The organism is Kitasatospora saccharophila, assembly GCF_039529925.1.
In the GTDB taxonomy this organism is placed as follows: Bacteria; Actinomycetota; Actinomycetes; order Streptomycetales; family Streptomycetaceae; genus Kitasatospora; species Kitasatospora saccharophila.
This window is the reverse complement of sequence record NZ_BAAANS010000025.1, coordinates 20753-40906: the sequence shown is the minus strand read 5'-3', so window position 1 is coordinate 40906 and position 20154 is coordinate 20753. Positions and strand designations below refer to the sequence as shown.

The following is a 20154-nucleotide window of genomic DNA, read 5'->3' as shown; positions in this document are numbered from 1 at the left end:
GTCAGATTCCGATCGAGAAGTTCGCGGTGAGGTACTGGAGCTGGTTGACCAGCGCGTCCCACACCCCCGTCACCAGGGCCAGGCCGACGGCGACGAGCATGCCGCCGCCGATCCGCATCACCCACTGGTAGTGCCGCTTGACCCAGCCGAACGCGCCCAGTGCCCTCCGGAACGCCAGGGCGGCCAGGACGAACGGTACGCCGAGGCCCACGCAGTAGACGGCCATCAGCAGCGCGCCACGCCCGGCGCTGGCCTGGTTGAAGGCCAGGCCCTGGATCGCCGCCAGGGTCGGGCCGATGCAGGGCGTCCAGCCGATGCCGAACACCAGGCCGAGCAGCGGGGCGCCGGCCAGGCCGATCGCGGGGCGGCGGTGCGAGCGCAGTTCGCGCATCGTGAAGCCGGGCAGCAGGCCCATGAAGGACAGGCCCATCAGCACGGTGAGCACGCCCATCACGATCGAGATGATCCGCTTGTGGTCCTGCAGGGTCTGCCCGAAGGAGCCGAACAGCGCGCCGCCGGAGACGAACACCGCGGCGAAGCCGAGCACGAACAGCAGCGAGCCGGCCAGCATCCGGCCGCGCCGGGCGCCCCTGGCGTCGGAGAGGTCGGCGGCGGAGAAGCCGGTGACGTAGCTGAGGTAGCCGGGCACCAGCGGCAGCACGCACGGCGAGAAGAACGAGACCAGCCCGGCGGCCAGCGCGATCGGCAGGGCGAGCACCAGCGCGCCGCTGCCGACCGTCTCGTTGTACCCGATGTCGGCGGCTGCCAGCGGGGTGCTCACTTCGACTCCGCCAGCACCGGGTCGACCATCTTCTGCAGGTCCTCGGCGGACATCGCGCGCATCGCGCGGGCGGCCAGCCGGCCGTCCTGGTCGATCACGATGGTGGTCGGGATGGACTGCGGGTTGAGGCTGCCCTTGGGGAACTTGAGGATCTCGGCGCCGTCCGGGTCGTAGATGCTCGGGTAGGTCACCCCGAAGTTCTTCTCGAACGCGACGGCGTTGGCGGGGTCGGTGTCCCGGGTGTTGATGCCGAGGAACTGGACCCGGTCGCCGTACTTCTGGCTGGTCTCCTGCAGGCCCTTGGCCTCGGCCCGGCACGGGCTGCACCAGGAGCCCCAGATGTTGAGGACGACCACCTTGCCGCGGTAGTCGGAGAGCTTGAGGCTGCCGTTGCCGTCCAGCGAGGTGCCGGTGATGTCGGGGGCGGCGACCCGGTCGGCGGGGGCCGCGGTGGCGACGCCGCCCTTGCCGGTGACGAAGCCGACCCCGCTGCCACTGCTGCCGGAGCCGGAGCTGGAGCACCCGGCGAGGGCCAGGGCGGTGGCCGCGCCGAGGGCGGCGGTGAGGCGGGTGCGGCTGGTCGTCCGTGACATGTGAAAAGTTTCGCATGGCTCTTCGGCCCGTTTTAGGGGGGTCCGGCCTTGTCGACCGGACCCCCCTTGACCTGCGCGTTTGCCTCTTATGATCGTCTTAATTCGGGCATATCGCCGCCCGCTGGGCTTACCCGGGCGGGGCCCGGTGTGAGCTACGCCCCGAAGCTCTTGCCCACCGGCTTGTCGCCCTTCTTGCCCTTGCCCACCAGGTGGGCCGGCAGCAGGTCCCGGGCCGGCTCGCGGTAGCCGATCGAGACGATCCGGTCGCCCTGGTAGGTGAAGCTGGTCAGCGAGGCCAGCGAGCACTGCCGGCGGCGCGGGTCGTGCCACAGCCGGCGCCGCTCCGCGAACGAGCGCAGGATCCAGATCGGCAGCTGGTGGCTGACGCACACCGCCTCGTGCCCGCGCGCCGCGTCCCGGGCCGACGCGATGGCGCCCATCATCCGCACCACCTGGTCGATGTACGGCTCGCCCCAGGACGGCTTGAACGGGTTGGTCAGGTACTTCCAGTACGCCGGGTTGCGCAGCGAGCCGTCGCCGACCCCGAAGGTCTTGCCCTCGAAGATGTTCTCCGCCTCGATCAGCCGCTCGTCGGCCGCCACTTCGAGGCCGTGCGCCTTGGCGATCGGCTGGGCGGTCTCCTGCGCCCGCTCCAGCGGCGAGGCCACCACGTGCGTGATGTCCCGGTCCTTGAGGTGCTCGCCGACCCGCTCGGCCATCTCCCGGCCCAGGTCGGACAGGTGGTAGCCGGGCAGGCGGCCGTAGAGCACGCCCTCCGGGTTGTGCACCTCACCGTGCCGCATCACGTGGACGACGGTGATCTCCTGGCTGTTCTCGCTCACTTGGCGGTCTCCTCGGTGGCCTCGGCGGCGGCACGGGCGGCGGCGGGCAGGGCGGCGGCGATCCGCTCGATCGCGCGCCCGTCGTGCGCGGCCGAGACGAACCAGGACTCGAAGGCCGACGGCGGCAGGTAGACGCCCTGGCTCAGCATCGAGTGGAAGAAGGAGTTGAAGCGGAACGCCTGCTGGGTGCGCGCCTCGTCGTAGTTGGTGACCTGCCGCTCGGTGAAGAAGACCGAGAACATGTTGCCCGCGGTCTGCACCCGGTGCGCCACGCCCTCCTTGGCGAGCGCCGCGGTGACCAGGCCGGACACCTCGGCGGCGGCCCGGTCCACGGCCGCGTACGCCTCGTCGGTGCAGTGCCGCAGCTGGGCCAGGCCCGCGGCGGTGGCGATCGGGTTCCCGGAGAGCGTGCCGGCCTGGTAGACCGGGCCGGCCGGGGCGAGCTGCGCCATCACGTCGGCGCGGCCGCCGAACGCGGCGGCCGGGAAGCCGCCGCCCATCACCTTGCCGAAGGTCAGCAGGTCCGGCGCCCAGCCCTCGTGCGCGGCCTCCAGGCCGTACCAGCCCGCCTTGGAGACCCGGAAGCCGGTCATCACCTCGTCCGAGACGAACAGCGCGCCGTCGGCCCGGCAGAGCTCGGCCAGGCCGCGGTTGAAGCCGGGCAGCGGCGGGACGACGCCCATGTTGCCGGGCGACGCCTCGGTGATCACGCAGGCGATCTCGCCGGGGTGCGCGGCGAAGGCGGCCCGGACGGCGTCCAGGTCGTTGTACGGCAGCACGATGGTGTCGCCGGCCTGGGCGCCGGTCACGCCCGGGGTGTCCGGCAGGCCGAAGGTGGCGACGCCGGAGCCGGCGGCGGCCAGCAGCGCGTCCACGTGACCGTGGTAACACCCGGCGAACTTCACCACCTTGGCGCGGCCGGTGAAGCCGCGGGCCAACCGGATCGCCGACATGGTCGCCTCGGTGCCGCTGGAGACCAGGCGCACCTGCTCGACCGGCGCGATCCGGGAGACGATCTCCTCGGCCAGTTCCACCTCGCCCTGCCCCGGCGTCCCGAACGAGGTGCCCAGGGCCACCGCCCGCCGCACCGCCTCGACCACCGCCGGGTGGGCGTGGCCGAGCAGCATCGGGCCCCAGGAGCAGACCAGGTCCACGTACTCGCGGCCGTCCGCGTCGGTCAGGTACGGGCCGGAACCGGACACCATGAAGCGGGGCGTGCCGCCGACCGCGCGGAAGGCGCGCACCGGCGAGTTGACGCCGCCGGGGGTGACGGCCAGCGCGCGGTCGAACAGCGACTGGGACTGGGGGGCTTCGTACGGGTAGCTCATCTGCTCGCTCATCCGTTGGGTGCTGGGAACGGCCGGGAACCGCTCTTACCCGCACATGGTCTCAAATCGTGTCCTGGCGTTCTGCATGTCGGGCCCGATCATCTGGAACGATGATCCGTGTGCTGCTCCCCTCACGGGCTGTGCCAAAGGTAAGGTCGGGTGACGCGCGCTCGTGTAGCACGGCGACAGGCGGGTAAGGGGCATGTTCGGAGGGACACCGAACGTGCGAGGGTCTGTCGGTTCCGGTGAGTTCCGGTGAGGATGGTCCGAGTGTCCGAGAGGCAGGACGGTTTCGACGAGGCCGCGGGGCGCAGCCGCAGGCCCGGCGAGACCGGCGGGGGAACGGGAACCGGCAGGGGAAGGAGGGGCGAGGGCAGAGTGGGGGTCACCTACAAGTACTTCGGCGCTCCGGACCGCGCCACCGCCGCCAGGGTTCCCACCGCGCTCGGTCCCGGCGGTCTCGGTCTCGACGCCGGTGAACTCGGCGCCCTCGGCCGGCTCGGCGACCTGATGGAGACCAGCGGCTCCGCGGGCGGCCACCTCTCCACCAAGATCAAGCCCGAGACGATGAGCGCCATGGTGCTCACCGGCATCCAGGGCGTCCCGCTGCACCACGTCCCGCCGCTCGAACTGGTCGTCCTGCACCCGGACTACGCGGTGGTCCAGCTCCCGCACACCGTGGTCGAGCCGCTCCGCAAGGCCGACGAGACCGAGCTCGGCGCCGCCGCCTTCATCTGGTCCACCGTCCCCGACCGCCGCGGCCCGCGGGACGCCTTCGTCATCTACCAGATGCTGCACGAGTGGCAGGACTTCGCCAGCCGCCTGCACGAGGCCGGGCACCAGCTGTACTGCCTGGTCTGGCCGTGAGGGTTCAGGGCACCAGCCGGTAGCCGACCCCGCGGACGGTCTCGATCACGCAGCGGGCCCGGGCGGCCGCGAGCTTGCGGCGCAGCGCGGCCACGTACACCTCGACGATGTTGAGGTCGCCGCGGAAGGCGGTGTCCCAGACCGAGTCGAGGATCTCCGGCTTGGGGACGGCCTGGCCGGGCCGCCGGGCCAGGCACTCCAGGACGCCGAACTCCTTGGCGGTCAGCCGCAGCACCGCGCCGCCGACGGCGCAGCGCCGGGCCGCCGGGTCCACGGTCAGGTCGCCGACCGCCAGCACCGCGGCGCGGCCCACCGCGCCGCGCCGGATCAGGGCGCGCAGCCGGGCGGCCAGCACCACGTACGAGAAGGGCTTGCGGAGGAAGTCGTCCGCCCCGCAGTCCAGTGCCTCGGCCTCGTCGTACTCGCCGCTCTTCGCGGTGAGGATCAGCACCGGCACCGGGTTCTCGGCCTGCCGCAGGGCCCGGCAGACCCGGTAGCCGTTGAGCCCGGGGAGCATCAGGTCGAGCACCACCGCCGCGTACGGGACGGCCCCCGCCTGGTTCAGGCCGCTCACGCCGTCGCCCGCCACGTCGACCGCGTACCCGTCGGCGCGCAGCCCGGCGGCGAGCGACTCGGCCAACCGCGCCTCGTCCTCGACCAGTAGGAGCCTCATGCCGGTCAGCCTAGACAAGGGCCCGGCGGGGCGGTCCGGGGCTGAAAGGTTCTTCAGCTTCGTTCAGACTCCCCTCAGCGCGGCCTTCCTACGTTCGCGCCCATGCTGTTCCGACGATGGTTCCAAGTCCTGCTCCCGCTCGCCCTGTTCGGCGCCTACGGCACGGTGGCGGTGCTGCGCCAGCAGCGGATGGAGACCTCCGGCTTCGACCTGGGGATCTTCGAGCAGGGGGTGCGCGGCTACGCCGGGCTGGGTGCGCCGGTGTCCGCCCTGAAGGGCAGCGGGTTCAACCTGCTCGGCGACCACTTCAGCCCGGTGCTGGCCGTCCTGGCACCGCTCTACCGGCTCTTCCCGGACGCCCGGACCCTGCTGCTCGCGCAGGCGGCGCTGTTCGCGCTGTCCGCGCTGCCGGTGGCCCGGCTGGCCGTGGACCGGCTCGGCCCGGCCCGTGGGGCCGCGGTGAGCTGCGGGTACGGGCTGTCCTGGGGGCTGTGGACGGCGGTGGGGTTCGACTTCCACGAGATCGCGTTCGCGGTGCCGCTCGCCGCCTTCGCCGTCGAGGCACTGGCCCGCGGGCGGTGGCGGGCCGCGGTGGGGTGGGCGCTGCCGCTGCTGCTGGTCAAGGAGGACCAGGGCCTGCTGGTGTCGGCGGTCGGGGCGTACGTGTTCGCGCGCGGACGGCGGGTGCTGGGGACGGCGACGGTGCTGGCCGCGGCGGGCGGGACGGCGCTGGCGGTGCTCCTGGTCATCCCCGCGCACAACCCGGGCGGCGTGTACACCTATGCGGCGAGCGGGAGTTGGCGGGGCGGCGACCCGCTGACCCAGCTGCTGCTGCCGGGGCAGAAGTGGCTGACGGTGCTGGTGCTGCTGCTGCCGACCGCGTTCCTGGCCCTGCGCTCGCCGCTGGTGCTGCTGGCCGTGCCCCCGCTGGCGGCCCGCTTCTGGTCCGCCGACCCCGCCTACTGGGACGTCCGGCAGCACTACAACGCGGTGCTGATGCCGATCCTGTTCCTGGCGCTGGCCGACGGCCTGGGCCGGGTGCGCGGCGAGGCGCCCGGCCGGGAGCGGACGCTGCCCCGGCGGGTGGCGCTGCTGGTGCCGGCGCTGGTGCCCGTACTGGCCCTGCTGCTGTTCCCGACCTCCCTGGTCGGCTCCGCTCCCCCGCGACTGGCCGATGCCCGGGCCGTTTTGGCCACCGTCCCGGACGGCGCCCGGGTCGCCGCCGCGAACCGGTTGGCACCGCAGCTGACCGGGCGGTGCACCGTCTCGCTGTTCCCCTACCTCACCCGCCCCGGCCGGGACGCCCCCTGGGGCCGGCCGACCGCGGAGTGGGTGGCGGTCCTGGACCGGCCGGACGACTTCCCGCTCCCCGAGGCCGAGATGGTCCGGGCCCGCGCCGAACTGGCCGACCAGGGCTACCGCGAGGTGGCCGCCGGGGGCGGGGTCGCGGTGTACCGGTGGTCGTCCGACTGAGCGGGGGCCGGTTCCGAGGTGTCGAGGGGCAGCCGGACGACCAGTTCCGCGCCCGCGCCCGCGGACGGCTCGACGGCCTCGGCCGAGCCGCCCAGCCCCTCGGCGATGCCCCGCACCAGCGACAGGCCCAGCCCCGTACCGCCGTCCGTCCGGGACCTGGCCTCGTCGAGCCGGACGAACCGCTCGAAGACCCGCTCCCGGTCGGCGGCCGGGATGCCCGGGCCGTCGTCGGCGACGGTCAGCACCGCCCAGCCGTCGGAGGCCCGGAGCGACACGGTGACCCGCTCGGCGGCGTGCCGGCAGGCGTTGTCCAGCAGGTTGTCGACCACCCGGCCGAGCAGTTGCTCGGTGCCCGGGACGGTGACGGGCCGGAGTTCGAGGACCCGGATCCGCCGCTCCCCGCCGAAGGCCCGTTCGGCGAGCTGCTCCCCCAGCAGGTCGCCCCAGTCGACGGTGCCCGCCTGCCGGGGCCGCTCCTCGCCCCGGGAGAGCAGCAGCAGGTCGTCGGTGAGCCGGTGCAGCCGGGCGGTGTCGGCCAGGCTGCGCTCCACCACCTCGCGCCAGTCGGCCCGCTCGGGGTGGGCCAGCGCCACCTCCAGCGTGCTGCGCAACACGGCGACGGGGGTGCGCAGTTCGTGGGCGGCGTCGGTGACCAGGCGGCGCTGCTCGATCAGCGAGCGCTCCAGCCGGTCGAGGGTGCGGTTGGTGGTGACCGCCAGCCCGGCGATCTCGTCCCGGGCCGCCGGGACCGGCACCCGCTCGTGGAAGGCGCCCGCCCCGATCCGCTCCATCCGGCGGCGGATCGCCTCCACCGGCCGCAGCGCCAGGCCGGTGACCGCCCAGGCCACCAGCGCCACGAACAGCGACCCGTACGGCACCACGTACCAGCCCAGGATGGAGCGGACCTCGGCCCGGGCGGCCTTCGCCTCGACCGGGTTGACCATGATGTAGGTGGTGACCCACTGGTCGGCCAGGTCGGTCCGGCCGGTGAGCGCGTTCAGGTCCTGGCCGCGGTTCGGTTCGGTGCGGCGCAGGAAGGTGACGGTGCGGTCGGTGGGGTTGGGGCCGACGGGCATGCCGATGTCGTAGCCGACGCCGTCCGGGAGGTGGATCCGCACCAGGTCGGCGTTGCCCGCTATGCGGGTGGTCAGCGGTGGGAGGTAGTCGACCTTCCCCGGGTCGATCCGGTCGTGGACGGCCCAGCTGCCGTCCTCCAGCACGAGGGCGTACGCCGACTGCTGGTAGCCGCCCTCGATCAGACGATCGAGCCATGCCTCCCAGGGCGGGGCGTCGGGGTCGGTCGGGGCGGCGGGGCGGTCCTCCCGGGGCCTGATCGCCTCGTTCAGCAGGGTGGCCTCGCGCAGCGCCTTGTCCTCCGCGTTCGGCATCCACTGCTGGTAGGCCGCGTCGCCGACCCAGACGGTGGCCAGCGACAGGGCCAGCACCGACGCCGCCGCCGCCCCGAGCGCGGCCCGCACCCGTACCGAGACCCTCCCCCGCAAGCGCACCGCGCCAGGATAGGCGACCCCCGCCGGGCCCGGCGGTGCGCGCGTTCAGGTGCTCGGGGAACGGCGAGGCCGTGGCTGCGGCGGTTCACTGCCGCCCAGCGCGTGAGCTTCTGGTTCTGTTCACGGCACGCAGCAGCACGAACCTTCGACGGGCTCCGGCCACCAGCAGCACGGACTCGCCGTTCCCCGAGCCCCTGGTGCTGCTCCCGCCGTTCTCAATGGCGCCGCTGCCGTTCGACTTCATGCGGCCCGTCCCGTCCTTCACGCTGCTCAGCACCGACGTCGCCGACGGCGGCCGACTCGGCGAGGAGCAGGCGTACGCGGGTGGGAACCGTTCGCCGCAGCTCGGGTGGTCCGGTTTCCCGCCGGAGACGAAGGGCTTCGCGGTGACCTGCTTCGACCCGGACGCGCCGACCGGCTGCCGGTGGAGTCCCTCGGGCTGGCCGCGGACACCCCGGCGGCCGTGGTCAGCGGCGCCCTCGGCTTCCTGGCCCTGGCCCGGGCCGTCCTGGTCGCCGAGTACGAGACCCCGGCCGCGCAGGACTGACCCGGGCCGTCCGGCCCGCCGGTGCGGGGACGGCGGGGACCGTCAGGGAGTGACGACCGGGAACGCCGGGTCGGACTCGTCCAGGGCCGCGAACAGCCGGTCCAGGACGGCCGGGTCGCCGCTGAGGTCGATCCCGCTCCGGCCCCGGCCGGCCAGCAGGCCGAACAGCTGGGGCTTGGTGAGCGTGACGGTCAGGTCGGCCGGGCCGGGGTCGGCGGCGGTCTCGGCGTGCACCAGGACGCCGTTGCGCAGGGTCACCCGGTGGGTGCTGCCGAGGTCGGTGAACTTCCAGACGGTGGCGAGCCGTTCGCCCCAGGCGGCGGGGCCGTTGACCCGGATCGCCATCGAGTCGAAGACCTGGTCGACGCTGAGCGCTCCGGCCATGCTGCTCGCCCCGAACGGCATCGCCTTCGGGGGGTGGCGCAGCTCCCACGCGCCCATCAGGTAGCAGTTGCGCCAGGTGGCGTTCTCCGCGCCGTAGCCGAGCCGTTCGAAGACCCGGGCCAGCTGCTCCTTGGCGTCCCCGTCCTCCGGGGCGGCGAACACCGCGTGCTTGAGCAGCTGGGCGGCGAACCGCAGGTCGCCGGCGTCGGCGTACTCCCGGGCCTTGGCGAGGACGGCGTCCCGGCCGCCGATGCAGTCGACGTAGCGCTTGGCGCTCTCGGTCGGCGGGTGCTCCCACAGCGAGGCCGGGTTGCCGTCGTACCAGCCCATGTAGCGCTGGTAGATGGCCTTCACGTTGTGGCTGACCGAGCCGTAGTAGCCGCGGGCGTGCCAGGCGGAGGCCAGCGCGGGCGGGAGTTCCAGCTGCTCGGCGATCTCCGGGCCGGTGAGGCCCTGGTTGAGCAGGCGCAGGGTCTGGTCGTGCAGGTAGCCGTACAGGTCGCGCTGCTCGGAGAGGAAGCGGGTGAGCCGCTCGGTGCCCCAGGTCGGCCAGTGGTGCGAGGCGAACACCACGTCGGAGTCGGCGGCGAACAGCTCGATCGCCTCGGTGAGGTAGCGCGACCAGATCCGGGCGTCGCGGACGACCGCGCCGCGCAGGGTCAGGATGTTGTGCAGGTTGTGGGTGGCGTTCTCGGCCATGCACAGGGCGCGGCGCTCGGGCAGGAAGAAGTTCAGCTCGGACGGCGCCTCGGTGCCGGGCGTCAGCTGGAAGCGGAACAGGACGCCGTCGAGCCGCTCCTCCTGCCCGGTGCGGGTGACGTCGAGGGTGGCGGGCCGCAGGCTGGGGGTGCCGTGCGAGGCGGTGTGGCCGAGGCCCATGCCGACCAGGCCGGTCGGGCCGGCCGGCAGGTCGCCGCCGGAGTAGTAGTCGCCGCGCCGCAGCATCGCGGTGCCCGCGTACACGTTCTCGGCGACGGAGTGCTCCATGAACCCGGACGGGGCGACGATCGGGACGTCCGCACCCTCCGCCAGGACGCCGTCCACGCCGCCGAAGTGGTCGATGTGCGAGTGGGTGAACAGCACGGCCGTGACCGGGCGTTCGCCGCGGTGCTCCCGGTACAGCGCCAGGCCGGCCGCCGCGCACTCGGCGGACACCAGCGGGTCGACCACCACCACCCCGCGCTCGCCCTCGATCAGCGTCATGTTCGACAGGTCGAAGCCGCGGATCTGGTAGACGCCCTCGGTGACCTCGAACAGGCCCGCGCGGGCGGTCAGTTGGGACTGCCGCCAGAGACTGGGGTGGACGGTGTCGGGGCACTCGCCGGTCAGGAAGTCGGTGGCCCGGAAGTCCCAGGCGACCCGGCCGTCCGGGGTGGTGACGGTGTCGGTCCCGGGCGGGGCGACCAGGCCGCGGTCCGCGTCCTCGAAGTCGGTGCGGTCGGAGTAGTCCAGCTGGTCGTGGTGGGTCACCGTACGCCTCCCGGTTCGCGGGCCGCCCCCGCGCCGCTCGCGGGACGGACCCTCCCCCACCCTCCGCCGCCGCGCACCGGCCCGGCCCGGGCTGCTGCTCCGAACCGGTGAACGGCCGGTGGGCGGGCCCGGCGCGCGGCGGGTTTTCCACAGGTCTGTGGAAAACCCGGGCGCCCCGGGGGCCCGGCGGCTCAGGCGTCGAAGTCGTACTCCAGGATGTACGAGGACGAGTCGAGCACCATCTCGTTGACCTCGACCGCCTGCCCGTCCTCGGCGAACGCGATCCGGTGCAGCAGGAACACCGGCGTGCCGGGCGCCAGCGCCAGCCGCTCCGCCTCGTCCCCGGCGGGCATCCGGGAGCGGATCCGCTCCTGGAAGTGCACCGGCTTGTGGCCGAGCTCGGCGAGCCGGGCGTACGTGCCGCCGGGCCCGGTGTCCGGGTCGGTGATCCGGCTGCCCGCCACCAGCGCGGCCGGCAGGTACGAGTCGGAGAGCAGCACCGGCTTGCCGTCCAGCACGAAGCGGCGGCTGCGCACGCAGGCCGGCTCGCCGCCCTTGAGGCCCAGCACGGCGGCGATCTGCTCGGGCGCCTCCCGCTCGGCGACGGACAGCTGGTCCACCGTCAGCTCGCGGGACGCTATGTCGGCCGACCAGACCGAGGCCCCGCCGCCCCACGTCCGGTCGGAGAGCCGCTGGATGCCCCGGCGCCGTATCGGCCGGAACTCCCGGACGAACACGCCCACGCCCCGGCGGGCCTCCGCCGTGCCCTCGGACTGGAGCACGCCGAGCGCCTGGCGGGCCGTCATCCTGGCCACGCCGTACGTCGCCATCAGGTCGTTCTCGCCGGGGAGCCGGTCGCCGGGGCCGTAGCGGCCGGCGTCGATCTCGCGCTTGAGGTCCTCGGCGATCCGCTGGTACTTGGGCTGCGCGGCGCGTGGGTGACTGGTCATGGTGGCGGACTTCCTTCCCCTCTTCTCTAGACATGCTACGCAGGAGCGGAGCCTGACGCATTGACATCTCTAGAGATTTCAGCTTGTCTAGAGATGTTGGGATCTGACATACCCTCATATCGGCTGCCGAGTCTCCGCCCATCGGGCGAAACCGCGTGAGGAGCCCGCCATGTCCGTCCACCGTCGATGGTTCTCACTGCCCCGCGAGCCCGCCACCGTCGCCGCCGGACGCCGCCGGGTCCGCGACCTCCTCACCACCTGGAACACCCCGCTCGACGAGGACACCCGCTTCACCCTCGACCTCGTCACCTCCGAACTCCTCGGCAACGCCGTCCGCCACGCCAGCGGGGACGCCGTCACCGTCGGCGTGCACGCCGACCCGCTGCACCACCGCGCCGTCATCGAGGTCTACGACTCCTCCCCCGTCCTCCCCACCACCCCGGCCCACCCCGACGAGGACGCCGAGTCCGGCCGCGGCCTGCTGCTGATCGCCGAACTCGCCCTCGCCCACGGCGTGGTGCGCAAGCGCGGCGGCAAGTGGGTCTGGGCCGAGATCGCCCTCCCCGGCGCCGCCGCCCGCCCCGCCCCCGGGGACCACCCGCCACGGCAGGCCCCGCACGGCGGGGTCACCCCCCGGGCGATGACCTGCCAGTAGAACGGGCCGTCAGGCCGTCAGCGCCCGGTGCAGCTCCGCCGTCCCGGCGCCCAGCGACCGCGCCGCCAGCCAGGCGGCCGCGCCCGCGCCGTCCCCGGCCGTGCGCAGCGGGGCGGCGGGCCAGCGCTCGGCCAGCAGCGGGCGCAGCCGGGCGGCCAGCGGGGTGTCGGCGGTGAGCAGGCCGCCGGCCAGCACGACGGGCAGCGTGGAACCGGGCGGGCGGAGCAGCGCGAGGGTGTCGAGCAGGTGGTCGGCGGCCCGGTCCACCAGGGCGAGCGCCGCGGGGTCGCCCGCCGCGGCCCGCTCCAGGACGACGGGGGCGAGCCGGGCCAGCCGGGCCGGGGCCTGCGCGTGGACGGCGGCGATCAACGTCGAACGGGGGTCCTCGCCCAGGCCGTCCGGGCCGGTCAGCGCCTCGGCGACCGCCGCGTCCAGGCCGGTCAGCGGCACGTCCAGGTCGATGGTGGCGAGGGCGCCGACCACGGCCTCGCGGCCGAGCCAGACCCCCGAGCCACGGTCGCCCAGCAGCCAGCCGTGCCCGTCCGCGGTGCGGCGCAGCTCGTGGCCGAGGACCTCGGCGGCCATCCCGCCCGTCCCGCTGAGCACCACGTTCCCGTCCGGCCCGGAACTGCCCGCGGCGTGCGCCAGCAGGACGTCGCTCACCAGCACCGGGTGCGCGCCCAGCCCGAGCGAGTCCCACAGCGGGCCGAACTCCGGCCGCACCACCAGCCCGCCCGCGAGCCCGAGCACCCCCGCCGCCACCCGCCCCGGATCCACCCCGGCCAGCGCGGCCCGCACCGCACCCCCGATCTCCGCCGCCGCGGCCTCCACCCCGTGCGCGACCGGATTCCCCCCACCCCCGCGCCCCCGCCCGACCACCCGCCCGTCCACCCCAGCGACCAGCACCCGCGTACTGGTCCCCCCGACGTCCAACCCGAGCACCAAGGCCGTACCGGTCACCACGAACCTCCAGGCAGAGAGGCCGCCATGCTATGCGGCCCCGTCAGGGGCCCGGGGAACGGCGGGTCGATGCTGCTGGTGGCCGGAGCCCATCGAAGGTCCGTGCTGCTGCGTGCCGTAAACAGAACCGGAAGCAGACGCGCGCAACGGCAGTGAACCGACCGCAGCCACGGCCTCGCCGTTCCCCGAGCCCCTGACTGTTCCCCTTCGCCGGTGGGAACATGGCCGGGTGGAGCAGATACCGAAGCGGCAGGTCCGAGCCCGGTACGACGACGAGACGGTGACGGTCTACCAGGCGTTCCGGCCGGAGATCGCGGAGCCGGCGGCGGCGGAGGGGCGGTTCCCGGCCGCGTTCGACCTGGGGCGGATGACGTGGGTGAAGCCCTCGTTCCGCTGGCTGATGTACCGCAGCGACTGGGCGCGGAGCGAGGGGCAGGAGCGGGTGCTGGGGGTGGTGATCCGGCGGGCGGGGTTCGACGCCGCGCTGGAGGCGGCGGTGCTGAGTGCGTACGAGCGGGGGGTGCACGACTCGCGGGCGCAGTGGCAGCGGGAGCTGCGGCGCAGCGCGGCCCGGGTGCAGTGGGACCCGGAGCGGGACCTCCGGCTGCAGCCGCTGGCGCACCGTTCGCTGCAGTTGGGCCTGCGCGGGGAGCTGGTGCGGCGCTACGTCGACGAGTGGCTGGTGCGGATCGAGGACCTGACGCCGTTGGCCCGGGAGTTGCACGCGACGCGGGACCCGGGGCTGCTGCCGCCGGAGCGGCCGTACCCGGTGCCTCCGGGTGCGGCCGTCCGGTTGGGGGTGTCCTGATCCGGCGGTCCCAGCCGTGCGGGTGGAGGGTGCCGGGCCCGGTCGACCGCCGTTCGGAACGCGGCCGAGCCGCCGGCCGCACCTCGTCAGGAGGGTGCGGGCGGCGGCTCGGCCGGCCAGGGGGGCTCGCGTCAGCCGACGTTGGCGCAGGAGTTGCCGAACGCCGGGTTCAGGGCGCCGATGACGTCGATCGAGTTGCCGCACAGGTTGACCGGGACGTGCACCGGGACCTGGATCTCGTTGCCGGAGGCAACGCCGGGGGAGCCGGCGGCGACGCCCTCGGCGCCGCTGCTCGCCATGGCGGAGCCCGCACCGGCGGCGACGATGCCCACGACAGCGGCGCCGACGGCGGCGGCCTTCTTGATGCTCATTCTGAGTCTCCTCGATAAATCAGATCTTCCAATTGCCGCGCCGGGGGCTGCCGGTAGGAAGCACACGGGACGTGCACCAGGCCAACGAAGCCGCCCGGGGACGGTTGCGCACGCCCGCGAACAATCACCCACTCGGCGTAATACGCCGCATTCGGGTGATCGGCGGATCCGCCCGTTTCCCCCGCCGCGTCGGCTCGTTCTTCCTCACGAACACCGCTCCACAGGCAGCCCCGTGCCGCCCTGGAAGCGCCGCGAAGCGACCGCTCCCCGCCGTGAGCGAGTGGTCGCGGGCGCACCACGACGCGGCACGTATCGCCCAAGCCACGGGCGACACGAGGGTGTTGGGCCGCGTGAGTGACATTCACGGCGCATCCGGAAAACCCCGGGCGATGATGCGATCGCCCGGCACCCGACCATCCAAAGTCGGGCAGAACGTGAGGAAGAAAGCTATGCGCAACTTCAAGAAGGCCGCGGTCCTGTCCGTCGCCGCCGCCGGTCTGGTCCTCGGCTCGGCCGGTCTGGCCAACGCCTCCGCGGGCGCCGAGGGCGTCGCCGCCGGCTCCCCCGGCGTGCTCTCCGGCAACCTGATCCAGGTCCCGGTGCACGTCCCGGTCAACGTCTGCGGCAACACCGTCAACGTCATCGGCCTGCTGAACCCGGCGTTCGGCAACCACTGCGCCAACGTCGGCTGAACTGCCTGACGCAGCGCCCGCGCCGCGTCGCACCCCCGGGTGCGACGCGGCGCACCAACTCCTCTGTGTGATCTAGGAGATCAACCCCCATGCAGAACGTGAAGAAGGCCGCCGTCCTGTCGGCCGCCGCCGCCGGCCTGGTGCTCGGCTCGGCCGGTCTGGCCAACGCCTCCGCGGGCGCCGAGGGCGTCGCCGCCAACTCCCCCGGCGTGCTCTCCGGCAACGCGGTGCAGGTGCCGGTGCACGTCCCGGTGAACGTCTGCGGCAACTCGATCAACGTCATCGGCCTGCTGAACCCGGCGTTCGGCAACTCCTGCGCCAACATCGACGCCCCGGTCGTCGAGGAGCCCCCGGCGCCGCCGGTCGGCGACGACTGCTGAACAGCCCCCGGCTGATCGGCAACCCCGTGCAGACCGCCCCCCGGCCCCGCGGCCGGGGGGCCGCTCGCGTTCCTCCCCGGAGCACCGCTCCGCTCACCCCGAAGGATTGGCCGATGTCCCGGAAGACCACCGGAGCCGTGGCCGCGCTCGGCGCCGCGATGCTGCTCGGCGGCGTCACCGCCCAGGCCGCGCACGCCGAGGCCGACACGCTCGGCGGGCTGCCCGTGCCCACCACCCACCTGCAGAACACCGACGCCCAGCAGGCCGTCGGCGGCACCACCGGCGCGCTGGGCTACGCGGTCGCCCCGTTGAAGGAGTTGCGGCTCGACCCGTGGGCCGGTTCCGGCGCGGACGTGCTGAACAACGGCGTCGCGGTCGTCCCCGACAACGGCGTCGCCCCGGTCGGCACCGCGCCGCTCACCGCGCCGCTGTCCGGCGGCGGCGGGGCGAAGGACCTCCCGCTGGCCGGCCCGCTGCTCGGCGTGCTGCCGGGCTGAGCGCGGACCGGACACGACGGAGCGGCCCGGTCCCCCGCGGGGGCCGGGCCGCTCCGTGCCGTCAGGACGGTCCGTCGTGTCGGACGCTCCGTCGCGCCGGAAGGTCCGTCAGATCCGGCTCTGGTCCAGCCCTCTGGCGAGGACGCCCACCGGGTCGGCCTGGTTCAGCATCTCGCCGGTGGTGGCGGTGGTGGTGGCGGTCAGGTTCCTCACCGAGTCGGTGACCGAGATCTGGTCCTGCTCGCCGCCGAGCGAGGCGCTCGCCCCGGGGACGGCCTGCACCGGCGCGGTCACCAGGTGCGGGTCGACCTTGTCCAGGGTCAGCGCGGCGTCGGTGAGCCGGCCGCTCTGGCCCTCCACGAAGGAGACCGGCTGTCCCAGGCCCACCGCCGGGCCGCCCAGGCTGAGCGGGGCGGCCGGGGCGTCCAGCCCGAGGGTGCCGAGCTCGGCGCTCCGGTCGACCTCGGGCAGCGGCAGCACGGCGCCCAGCGAGGGGCCGACCTTGCCGCCGTTGAGGGCGGGCAGCACGTGGTCCGGGATCGGCCGGGTGGGGCTCTGGCCGGTCTCGGTGGGCGGCATGAGCGGCGAGGTCGGGATCCCGCCGTGGACCTCGCCGCCGTCCGGCAGCAGCGGGAGCGGTGCGGTCGCCGCGCTGAGCGGGATGCTGAACGGCACCTCCTGGGTGGCCAGGCCGTTCTCGATCGCGGCCACCTCGGCCGGGGTCTTCGGGGCCGCCGCCTGGGCCGCGCCCTGGGTCGCCGCCACGCCGGCGCCGACCGCCAGCAGCAGGGCGCCGGTCGCCCGCTTGGAGAGCTTCATGGTGTTCGCCGTTCGTTCGGGAAACTGGTTCGAGTGCTTCGCGCCCTTGGTGGGCACCCTGGCGAACGATCCAGTTCCCCGGCGGATAGCGGCAGTTAACCGGAACGGCTGAATAATCCGATCTCCGCATCGTCGACAATCCGACCGGCGCGCGGGCGAAACGGTGATCGCTGACGAATTTCCGGAAGACCCCGTAACTTTCCCGTTCGCCATTCTTTGATCCCGACGACGACGGGGCAGCACCCCTCGAACGGCATTTCAGAGAGGTATCTCCACCATGCTCAAGAAGACTTTCGCTACCGTCGGCCTGGCCGCCGCAGCGCTGGCCGCGGTGTCCACCCCCGCCGTCGCCATCGGCAACGCGGACGGTTCGGCCGGCGCGATCCAGGGGAACGGCGGCACCAACGCCACCGGCACCTGGGGCAACAACAGCCCGAACTTCCACTTCGCCGACAACCCGAACCTCTGCCTCCCGGAGATCCACAACATCGGCGTCGCCGTGCTCGGCGTGGCCGTTCCGGTCGAGGTCGACGCGCTCAACAACCAGCCCAAGCAGACCTGCGTGGTCGGCCAGGGCACCCTCGGCAGCGGTGACGGCGGCGTCTCCCACCTGGTCGGCTGACCCACCGTCACTGCCCCCGGCGCGGAGCCCCACGCTCCGCGCGGCACCACCCGCCGGGTCCGCTCCCCCGGCCCGGCGGTAGGACCCGGCGCGAGCCACGCACCGGTCCGCCGCTCCACTCCATCAGATCCGAAAAGGAAAACCCAATGATCAAGAAGGCTCTCGCCGCCGCCGGCCTCGCCGCCGCCGGTCTCGCCTCGATCGCCTCCCCGGCGATGGCCATCGGCGACGCGGACGGCGCCGCCACCTCGGTGCAGGGCAACGGCGGCACCAACGCCACCGGCACCTCGGGCAACCACAGCCCGAACTTCCACACCCTGGACAACCCGAACCTCTGCCTCCCCGAGGTGCACAACATCGCCGTCGCCGTCATCGGCGTCGCGGTGCCGGTCGAGGCCGGTGTCCTGAACAACCAGCCGTCGCAGACCTGCGTCGTGGGCCAGAACACCGTGGGCAGCGGCGACGGCGGCGTCTCCCACCTGATCGGCTGACCTTCCCGGTCGCGATCGGGCGCCGGGTCCGCGGGGAGCGATCCCCGCGGGCCCGGCGGTTCCATGTCTCCGGCCGCTCCCCGAACCCGTTCGTCCGCGGCGCGATCGGGTGATCGGAGCACCGGTGGGCGCGTGCAGCGCCGCTCCAGCCGCACCGCTGTGCTGACGTATGAGACGCACCACCCGACGCAGAGAGGAACCCCCATGAACAGCAAGCTGGGCAAGGCCGTCGTCACCACCGTCGCCGCCCTGGCGCTGGCCGGCATCGCCGCGCCCGCGTACGCGCACGTCGCCGTCGGCGGCGGCCAGGAGGGCGTGGCCACCGCCGACGAGCCCTTCGTCGCCGGCCACTGGGCGGGCTTCGCCGAGACCTCGCACATCTTCACCGCGGGCGGCGGCTACGGCTGGGCCACCGACACCGCCGTCGGCGGCGGCGAGGGCGGCATCGTCGACATCGGCTGATCCGACGTCAACGACGGAGGGCGCGGCGGCCGTTCACGGCTGCCGCGCCCTCCGTCGTGCCCCGCGCCGATTTTCCGTTATGCCAATTGACACCAGGGAAAAGCTGACCTAGCGTCAGGGCCCGTGGAGGAGAAGCGCGGCCGCGGCAGGCCCAGGAAGGACCCGGAGAAGCTGGCCCGCTGGGTGCCGCCGGAGGGCTGGTCCCGGCTGGTGGCCTGGGTGTCGCCGGAGGAGAAGAAGGCGCTGAAGCGGGTCGCCGTGGAGGCGGAGGTGTCGGTCGCGGACCTGGTCCGCGCGCTGGCCGCCGGCCTGGCCGCGGGGACGGTCACGCCCGAGGAGCTCGTCGGTCAGGTACGGAGGGGGATGGCGGCCATGGAGAAGATCCCGACGCTGTTCGAGCGGGACGCCGGTTTCCGGGTGGTGGACCGCCCGCGCGCCGAGTGCGCCTGGGTGTTCGCCGGGGAGGGCACGGCGACCGAGAAGCTGGACGGCACGAACGTCCGACTGACCGTCCGCTCGGGGCGGTTGGTGCGGGTGGAGAAGCGCCGCAACCCGAGCGCCGCGCAGAAGGCGCTGGGGATCGTCGACGGCTGGTACGTCGACACCGCGGAGGGCGCCGCCGAGGACAAGTGGGTCCTGGCCGCCGCCCGCGGCACCGAGGTCGACGGCTGGCCGGACGGGGAGCACCCGTGCGAGGCGCTGGGGCCGCGGATCCAGGGCAACCCGCTGGGGCTCGACCGGCACCTGTGCCTGCCGTTCGACCGCGAGGCGCCGGTGTACGAGGGGGTCCCGCGCAGCTACCGGGGCCTGCGGGAGCACCTGGCGGAGCTGGAGAGCCGGTTCGCGCCGGGCGCGCTCGCCGAGGGCATCGTCTTCCACCACCCGGACGGGCGGCGCGCCAAGATCAAGCGGAAGGACTTCCCGAAGTCCGCCTGATCCCGGCGCGTCCGGCGCGCCGTCAGCGCAGCTTGCCCGCGACCTCGACCGCCCAGTAGGTGAGGATCTGCTCGGCGCCGGCCCGGCGGATCGAGGTGAGCGTCTCCAGGACGGTGCGCTCCCGGTCGATCCAGCCGTTGGCCGCGGCGGCCTCGACCATCGCGTACTCGCCGGAGACCTGGTAGGCGACGACCGGCACCGGGGAGGCGTCGGCGACCTGGCGCAGGACGTCCAGGTAGGACATCGCGGGCTTGACCATCACCAGGTCGGCGCCCTCGGCGACGTCCTGGGCCAGTTCGCGCAGCGACTCGCGGGCGTTGGCCGGGTCCTGCTGGTAGGTCCTGCGGTCGCCCTTGAGCGAGGAGCCGACCGCCTCCCGGAACGGGCCGTAGAACGCCGAGGCGTACTTGGCGGTGTAGGCGAGGATGCCGGTGTCCTGGTGCCCGGCCGCGTCCAGCGCCTTGCGGATCACCGCGACCTGGCCGTCCATCATCCCGGACGGGCCGACCAGGTGGACGCCCGCGTCGGCCTGGACCACGGCCATCTCGGCGTAGCGCTCCAGGGTGGCGTCGTTGTCGACCGAGCCGTCGGCGGCGAGCACCCCGCAGTGGCCGTGGTCGGTGAACTCGTCCAGGCACAGGTCGGACATCACCACCAGCTGGTCGCCGACCTCGGAGACCACGTCGCGGATGGCGAGCTGCAGGATGCCCTCGGGGTTGGTGCCCTCGGAGCCGACCGCGTCCTGGACCTCGGGGACGCCGAACAGCATGAGGCCGCCGATCCCGGCCTCGGCGGCCTCGACGGCGGCCCGGCGCAGGGTGTCCCGGGTGTGCTGGACCACGCCCGGCATCGAGGTGATCGGCTTCGGCTCGGTGATGCCCTCGCGGACGAACACGGGCAGGATCAGCTCGGCCGGGTGCAGCCGGGTCTCGGCGACCAGGCGGCGCATCGCCGGGGTGGAGCGCAGCCGGCGCGGGCGGACGGACGGGAATTCGGCGGACACTTCGAAGGCTCCCTGGGTCGCGGAGGAACGCGTCGGGGGGAG

General features: G+C 73.8%; 24 protein-coding genes and 1 pseudogene. 13 read left to right on the top strand and 12 right to left on the bottom strand.

The features are described from left to right. Window position 1: 1 nt before the first annotated feature. From ABD345_RS19250 to hemL, 4 genes are all read right to left on the bottom strand, one after another. The gene (locus ABD345_RS19250) at window positions 2-781 is read right to left on the bottom strand and encodes a cytochrome c biogenesis CcdA family protein (protein ID WP_344553533.1); all 780 of its coding nucleotides are present in this window, start codon (window positions 779-781) and stop codon (window positions 2-4) included. Continuing rightward, window positions 778-1374: a TlpA family protein disulfide reductase gene (locus tag ABD345_RS19245; protein ID WP_344553532.1), complete on the bottom strand. Its 597-nt coding sequence runs from the start codon at window positions 1372-1374 to the stop codon at window positions 778-780. The genes ABD345_RS19250 and ABD345_RS19245 overlap by 4 nt, the downstream gene beginning before the upstream one ends. A 152-nt stretch (window positions 1375-1526) precedes the next feature. Then, the gene (locus tag ABD345_RS19240) at window positions 1527-2216 is read right to left on the bottom strand and encodes a histidine phosphatase family protein (RefSeq protein ID WP_380273629.1); all 690 of its coding nucleotides are present in this window, start codon (window positions 2214-2216) and stop codon (window positions 1527-1529) included. Beyond that, window positions 2213-3556: a glutamate-1-semialdehyde 2,1-aminomutase gene (gene hemL / locus ABD345_RS19235; protein WP_344553530.1), complete on the bottom strand. Its 1344-nt coding sequence runs from the start codon at window positions 3554-3556 to the stop codon at window positions 2213-2215. Before hemL ends, ABD345_RS19240 begins: the two co-directional genes overlap by 4 nt. Window positions 3557-3922: 366 nt before the next feature. On the opposite strand from hemL, the gene ABD345_RS19230 reads away from it, so the two are divergent. Then, the gene (locus ABD345_RS19230) at window positions 3923-4411 is read left to right on the top strand and encodes a hypothetical protein (protein WP_030908511.1); all 489 of its coding nucleotides are present in this window, start codon (window positions 3923-3925) and stop codon (window positions 4409-4411) included. 4 nt (window positions 4412-4415) lie between these two features. Here the strand turns inward: ABD345_RS19230 and ABD345_RS19225 are convergent, their stop codons facing one another. Then, window positions 4416-5084, bottom strand: coding sequence for a response regulator transcription factor (locus ABD345_RS19225; RefSeq protein WP_344553528.1), 669 nt, complete (start codon window positions 5082-5084; stop codon window positions 4416-4418). Window positions 5085-5186: 102 nt separating this feature from the next. Between ABD345_RS19225 and ABD345_RS19220 the strand changes: the two genes are divergently transcribed. Then, window positions 5187-6557 (top strand): DUF2079 domain-containing protein, encoded by a 1371-nt coding sequence (locus ABD345_RS19220; protein WP_344553527.1) that lies wholly within the window; start codon window positions 5187-5189, stop codon window positions 6555-6557. On the opposite strand, the gene ABD345_RS19215 is transcribed toward ABD345_RS19220, so the two are convergent. Continuing rightward, the gene (locus tag ABD345_RS19215) at window positions 6500-8065 is read right to left on the bottom strand and encodes a sensor histidine kinase (protein ID WP_344553526.1); all 1566 of its coding nucleotides are present in this window, start codon (window positions 8063-8065) and stop codon (window positions 6500-6502) included. The two genes, ABD345_RS19220 and ABD345_RS19215, sit on opposite strands and share 58 nt — an antisense overlap. A gap of 218 nt (window positions 8066-8283) precedes the next feature. Here ABD345_RS19215 and ABD345_RS19210 point away from each other — a divergent pair. Both ABD345_RS19210 and ABD345_RS19205 read left to right on the top strand, forming a co-directional pair. Then, a pseudogene (locus tag ABD345_RS19210) lies at window positions 8284-8484 on the top strand (YbhB/YbcL family Raf kinase inhibitor-like protein); the annotation flags it as partial. A 5-nt stretch (window positions 8485-8489) separates the two neighbouring features. Then, window positions 8490-8612, top strand: coding sequence for a hypothetical protein (locus ABD345_RS19205; RefSeq protein ID WP_344553525.1), 123 nt, complete (start codon window positions 8490-8492; stop codon window positions 8610-8612). A gap of 42 nt (window positions 8613-8654) precedes the next feature. Here the strand turns inward: ABD345_RS19205 and ABD345_RS19200 are convergent, their stop codons facing one another. Together ABD345_RS19200 and ABD345_RS19195 are read right to left on the bottom strand one after the other, a co-directional pair. After that, complete coding sequence (locus ABD345_RS19200) at window positions 8655-10466, bottom strand: alkyl/aryl-sulfatase (RefSeq protein ID WP_344553524.1); 1812 nt, start codon at window positions 10464-10466, stop codon at window positions 8655-8657. Between the two features lie 191 nt (window positions 10467-10657). Next, window positions 10658-11416: a GntR family transcriptional regulator gene (locus tag ABD345_RS19195; RefSeq protein WP_344553523.1), complete on the bottom strand. Its 759-nt coding sequence runs from the start codon at window positions 11414-11416 to the stop codon at window positions 10658-10660. Window positions 11417-11585: 169 nt separating this feature from the next. Between ABD345_RS19195 and ABD345_RS19190 the strand changes: the two genes are divergently transcribed. Then, window positions 11586-12071 (top strand): ATP-binding protein, encoded by a 486-nt coding sequence (locus ABD345_RS19190; protein ID WP_344553522.1) that lies wholly within the window; start codon window positions 11586-11588, stop codon window positions 12069-12071. Window positions 12072-12080: 9 nt separating this feature from the next. Here ABD345_RS19190 and ABD345_RS19185 read toward each other — a convergent pair whose 3' ends face one another. After that, window positions 12081-13031, bottom strand: a complete 951-nt coding sequence (locus ABD345_RS19185) for an N-acetylglucosamine kinase (protein ID WP_344553521.1) — start codon at window positions 13029-13031, stop codon at window positions 12081-12083. Between the two features lie 229 nt (window positions 13032-13260). Between ABD345_RS19185 and ABD345_RS19180 the strand changes: the two genes are divergently transcribed. Next, window positions 13261-13839 carry a DUF4291 domain-containing protein gene (locus ABD345_RS19180; protein WP_344553520.1) on the top strand — a complete coding sequence of 193 codons (579 nt, stop codon included), beginning with the start codon at window positions 13261-13263 and terminating at the stop codon, window positions 13837-13839. Between the two features lie 131 nt (window positions 13840-13970). Here the strand turns inward: ABD345_RS19180 and ABD345_RS19175 are convergent, their stop codons facing one another. After that, window positions 13971-14210: a chaplin gene (locus ABD345_RS19175; protein WP_344553519.1), complete on the bottom strand. Its 240-nt coding sequence runs from the start codon at window positions 14208-14210 to the stop codon at window positions 13971-13973. A gap of 449 nt (window positions 14211-14659) precedes the next feature. On the opposite strand from ABD345_RS19175, the gene ABD345_RS19170 reads away from it, so the two are divergent. The 3 genes from ABD345_RS19170 (at window position 14660) to ABD345_RS19160 (ending at window position 15779) form a co-directional block, all read left to right on the top strand. Further along, the gene (locus tag ABD345_RS19170) at window positions 14660-14902 is read left to right on the top strand and encodes a chaplin (RefSeq protein WP_033252291.1); all 243 of its coding nucleotides are present in this window, start codon (window positions 14660-14662) and stop codon (window positions 14900-14902) included. A gap of 89 nt (window positions 14903-14991) precedes the next feature. Beyond that, a complete protein-coding gene (locus ABD345_RS19165; RefSeq protein WP_033252292.1) occupies window positions 14992-15282 on the top strand; it encodes a chaplin in 291 nt (96 codons plus the stop codon). 113 nt (window positions 15283-15395) lie between these two features. Further along, complete coding sequence (locus tag ABD345_RS19160; protein ID WP_344553518.1) at window positions 15396-15779, top strand: hypothetical protein; 384 nt, start codon at window positions 15396-15398, stop codon at window positions 15777-15779. Between the two features lie 108 nt (window positions 15780-15887). Here ABD345_RS19160 and ABD345_RS19155 read toward each other — a convergent pair whose 3' ends face one another. Next, window positions 15888-16598: a hypothetical protein gene (locus ABD345_RS19155; RefSeq protein WP_344553517.1), complete on the bottom strand. Its 711-nt coding sequence runs from the start codon at window positions 16596-16598 to the stop codon at window positions 15888-15890. A gap of 277 nt (window positions 16599-16875) precedes the next feature. Between ABD345_RS19155 and ABD345_RS19150 the strand changes: the two genes are divergently transcribed. The 4 genes from ABD345_RS19150 (at window position 16876) to ABD345_RS19135 (ending at window position 19109) form a co-directional block, all read left to right on the top strand. Next, the gene (locus ABD345_RS19150; RefSeq protein WP_344553516.1) at window positions 16876-17220 is read left to right on the top strand and encodes a rodlet layer protein; all 345 of its coding nucleotides are present in this window, start codon (window positions 16876-16878) and stop codon (window positions 17218-17220) included. A gap of 146 nt (window positions 17221-17366) precedes the next feature. Next, window positions 17367-17711 (top strand): rodlet layer protein, encoded by a 345-nt coding sequence (locus ABD345_RS19145; RefSeq protein ID WP_344553515.1) that lies wholly within the window; start codon window positions 17367-17369, stop codon window positions 17709-17711. Window positions 17712-17915: 204 nt separating this feature from the next. After that, complete coding sequence (locus ABD345_RS19140) at window positions 17916-18173, top strand: hypothetical protein (protein ID WP_344553514.1); 258 nt, start codon at window positions 17916-17918, stop codon at window positions 18171-18173. Window positions 18174-18296: 123 nt separating this feature from the next. Further along, complete coding sequence (locus ABD345_RS19135) at window positions 18297-19109, top strand: hypothetical protein (RefSeq protein WP_344553513.1); 813 nt, start codon at window positions 18297-18299, stop codon at window positions 19107-19109. Between the two features lie 22 nt (window positions 19110-19131). On the opposite strand, the gene hemB is transcribed toward ABD345_RS19135, so the two are convergent. Beyond that, the gene (gene hemB, locus ABD345_RS19130) at window positions 19132-20112 is read right to left on the bottom strand and encodes a porphobilinogen synthase (protein WP_344553512.1); all 981 of its coding nucleotides are present in this window, start codon (window positions 20110-20112) and stop codon (window positions 19132-19134) included. Window positions 20113-20154: the final 42 nt, after the last annotated feature.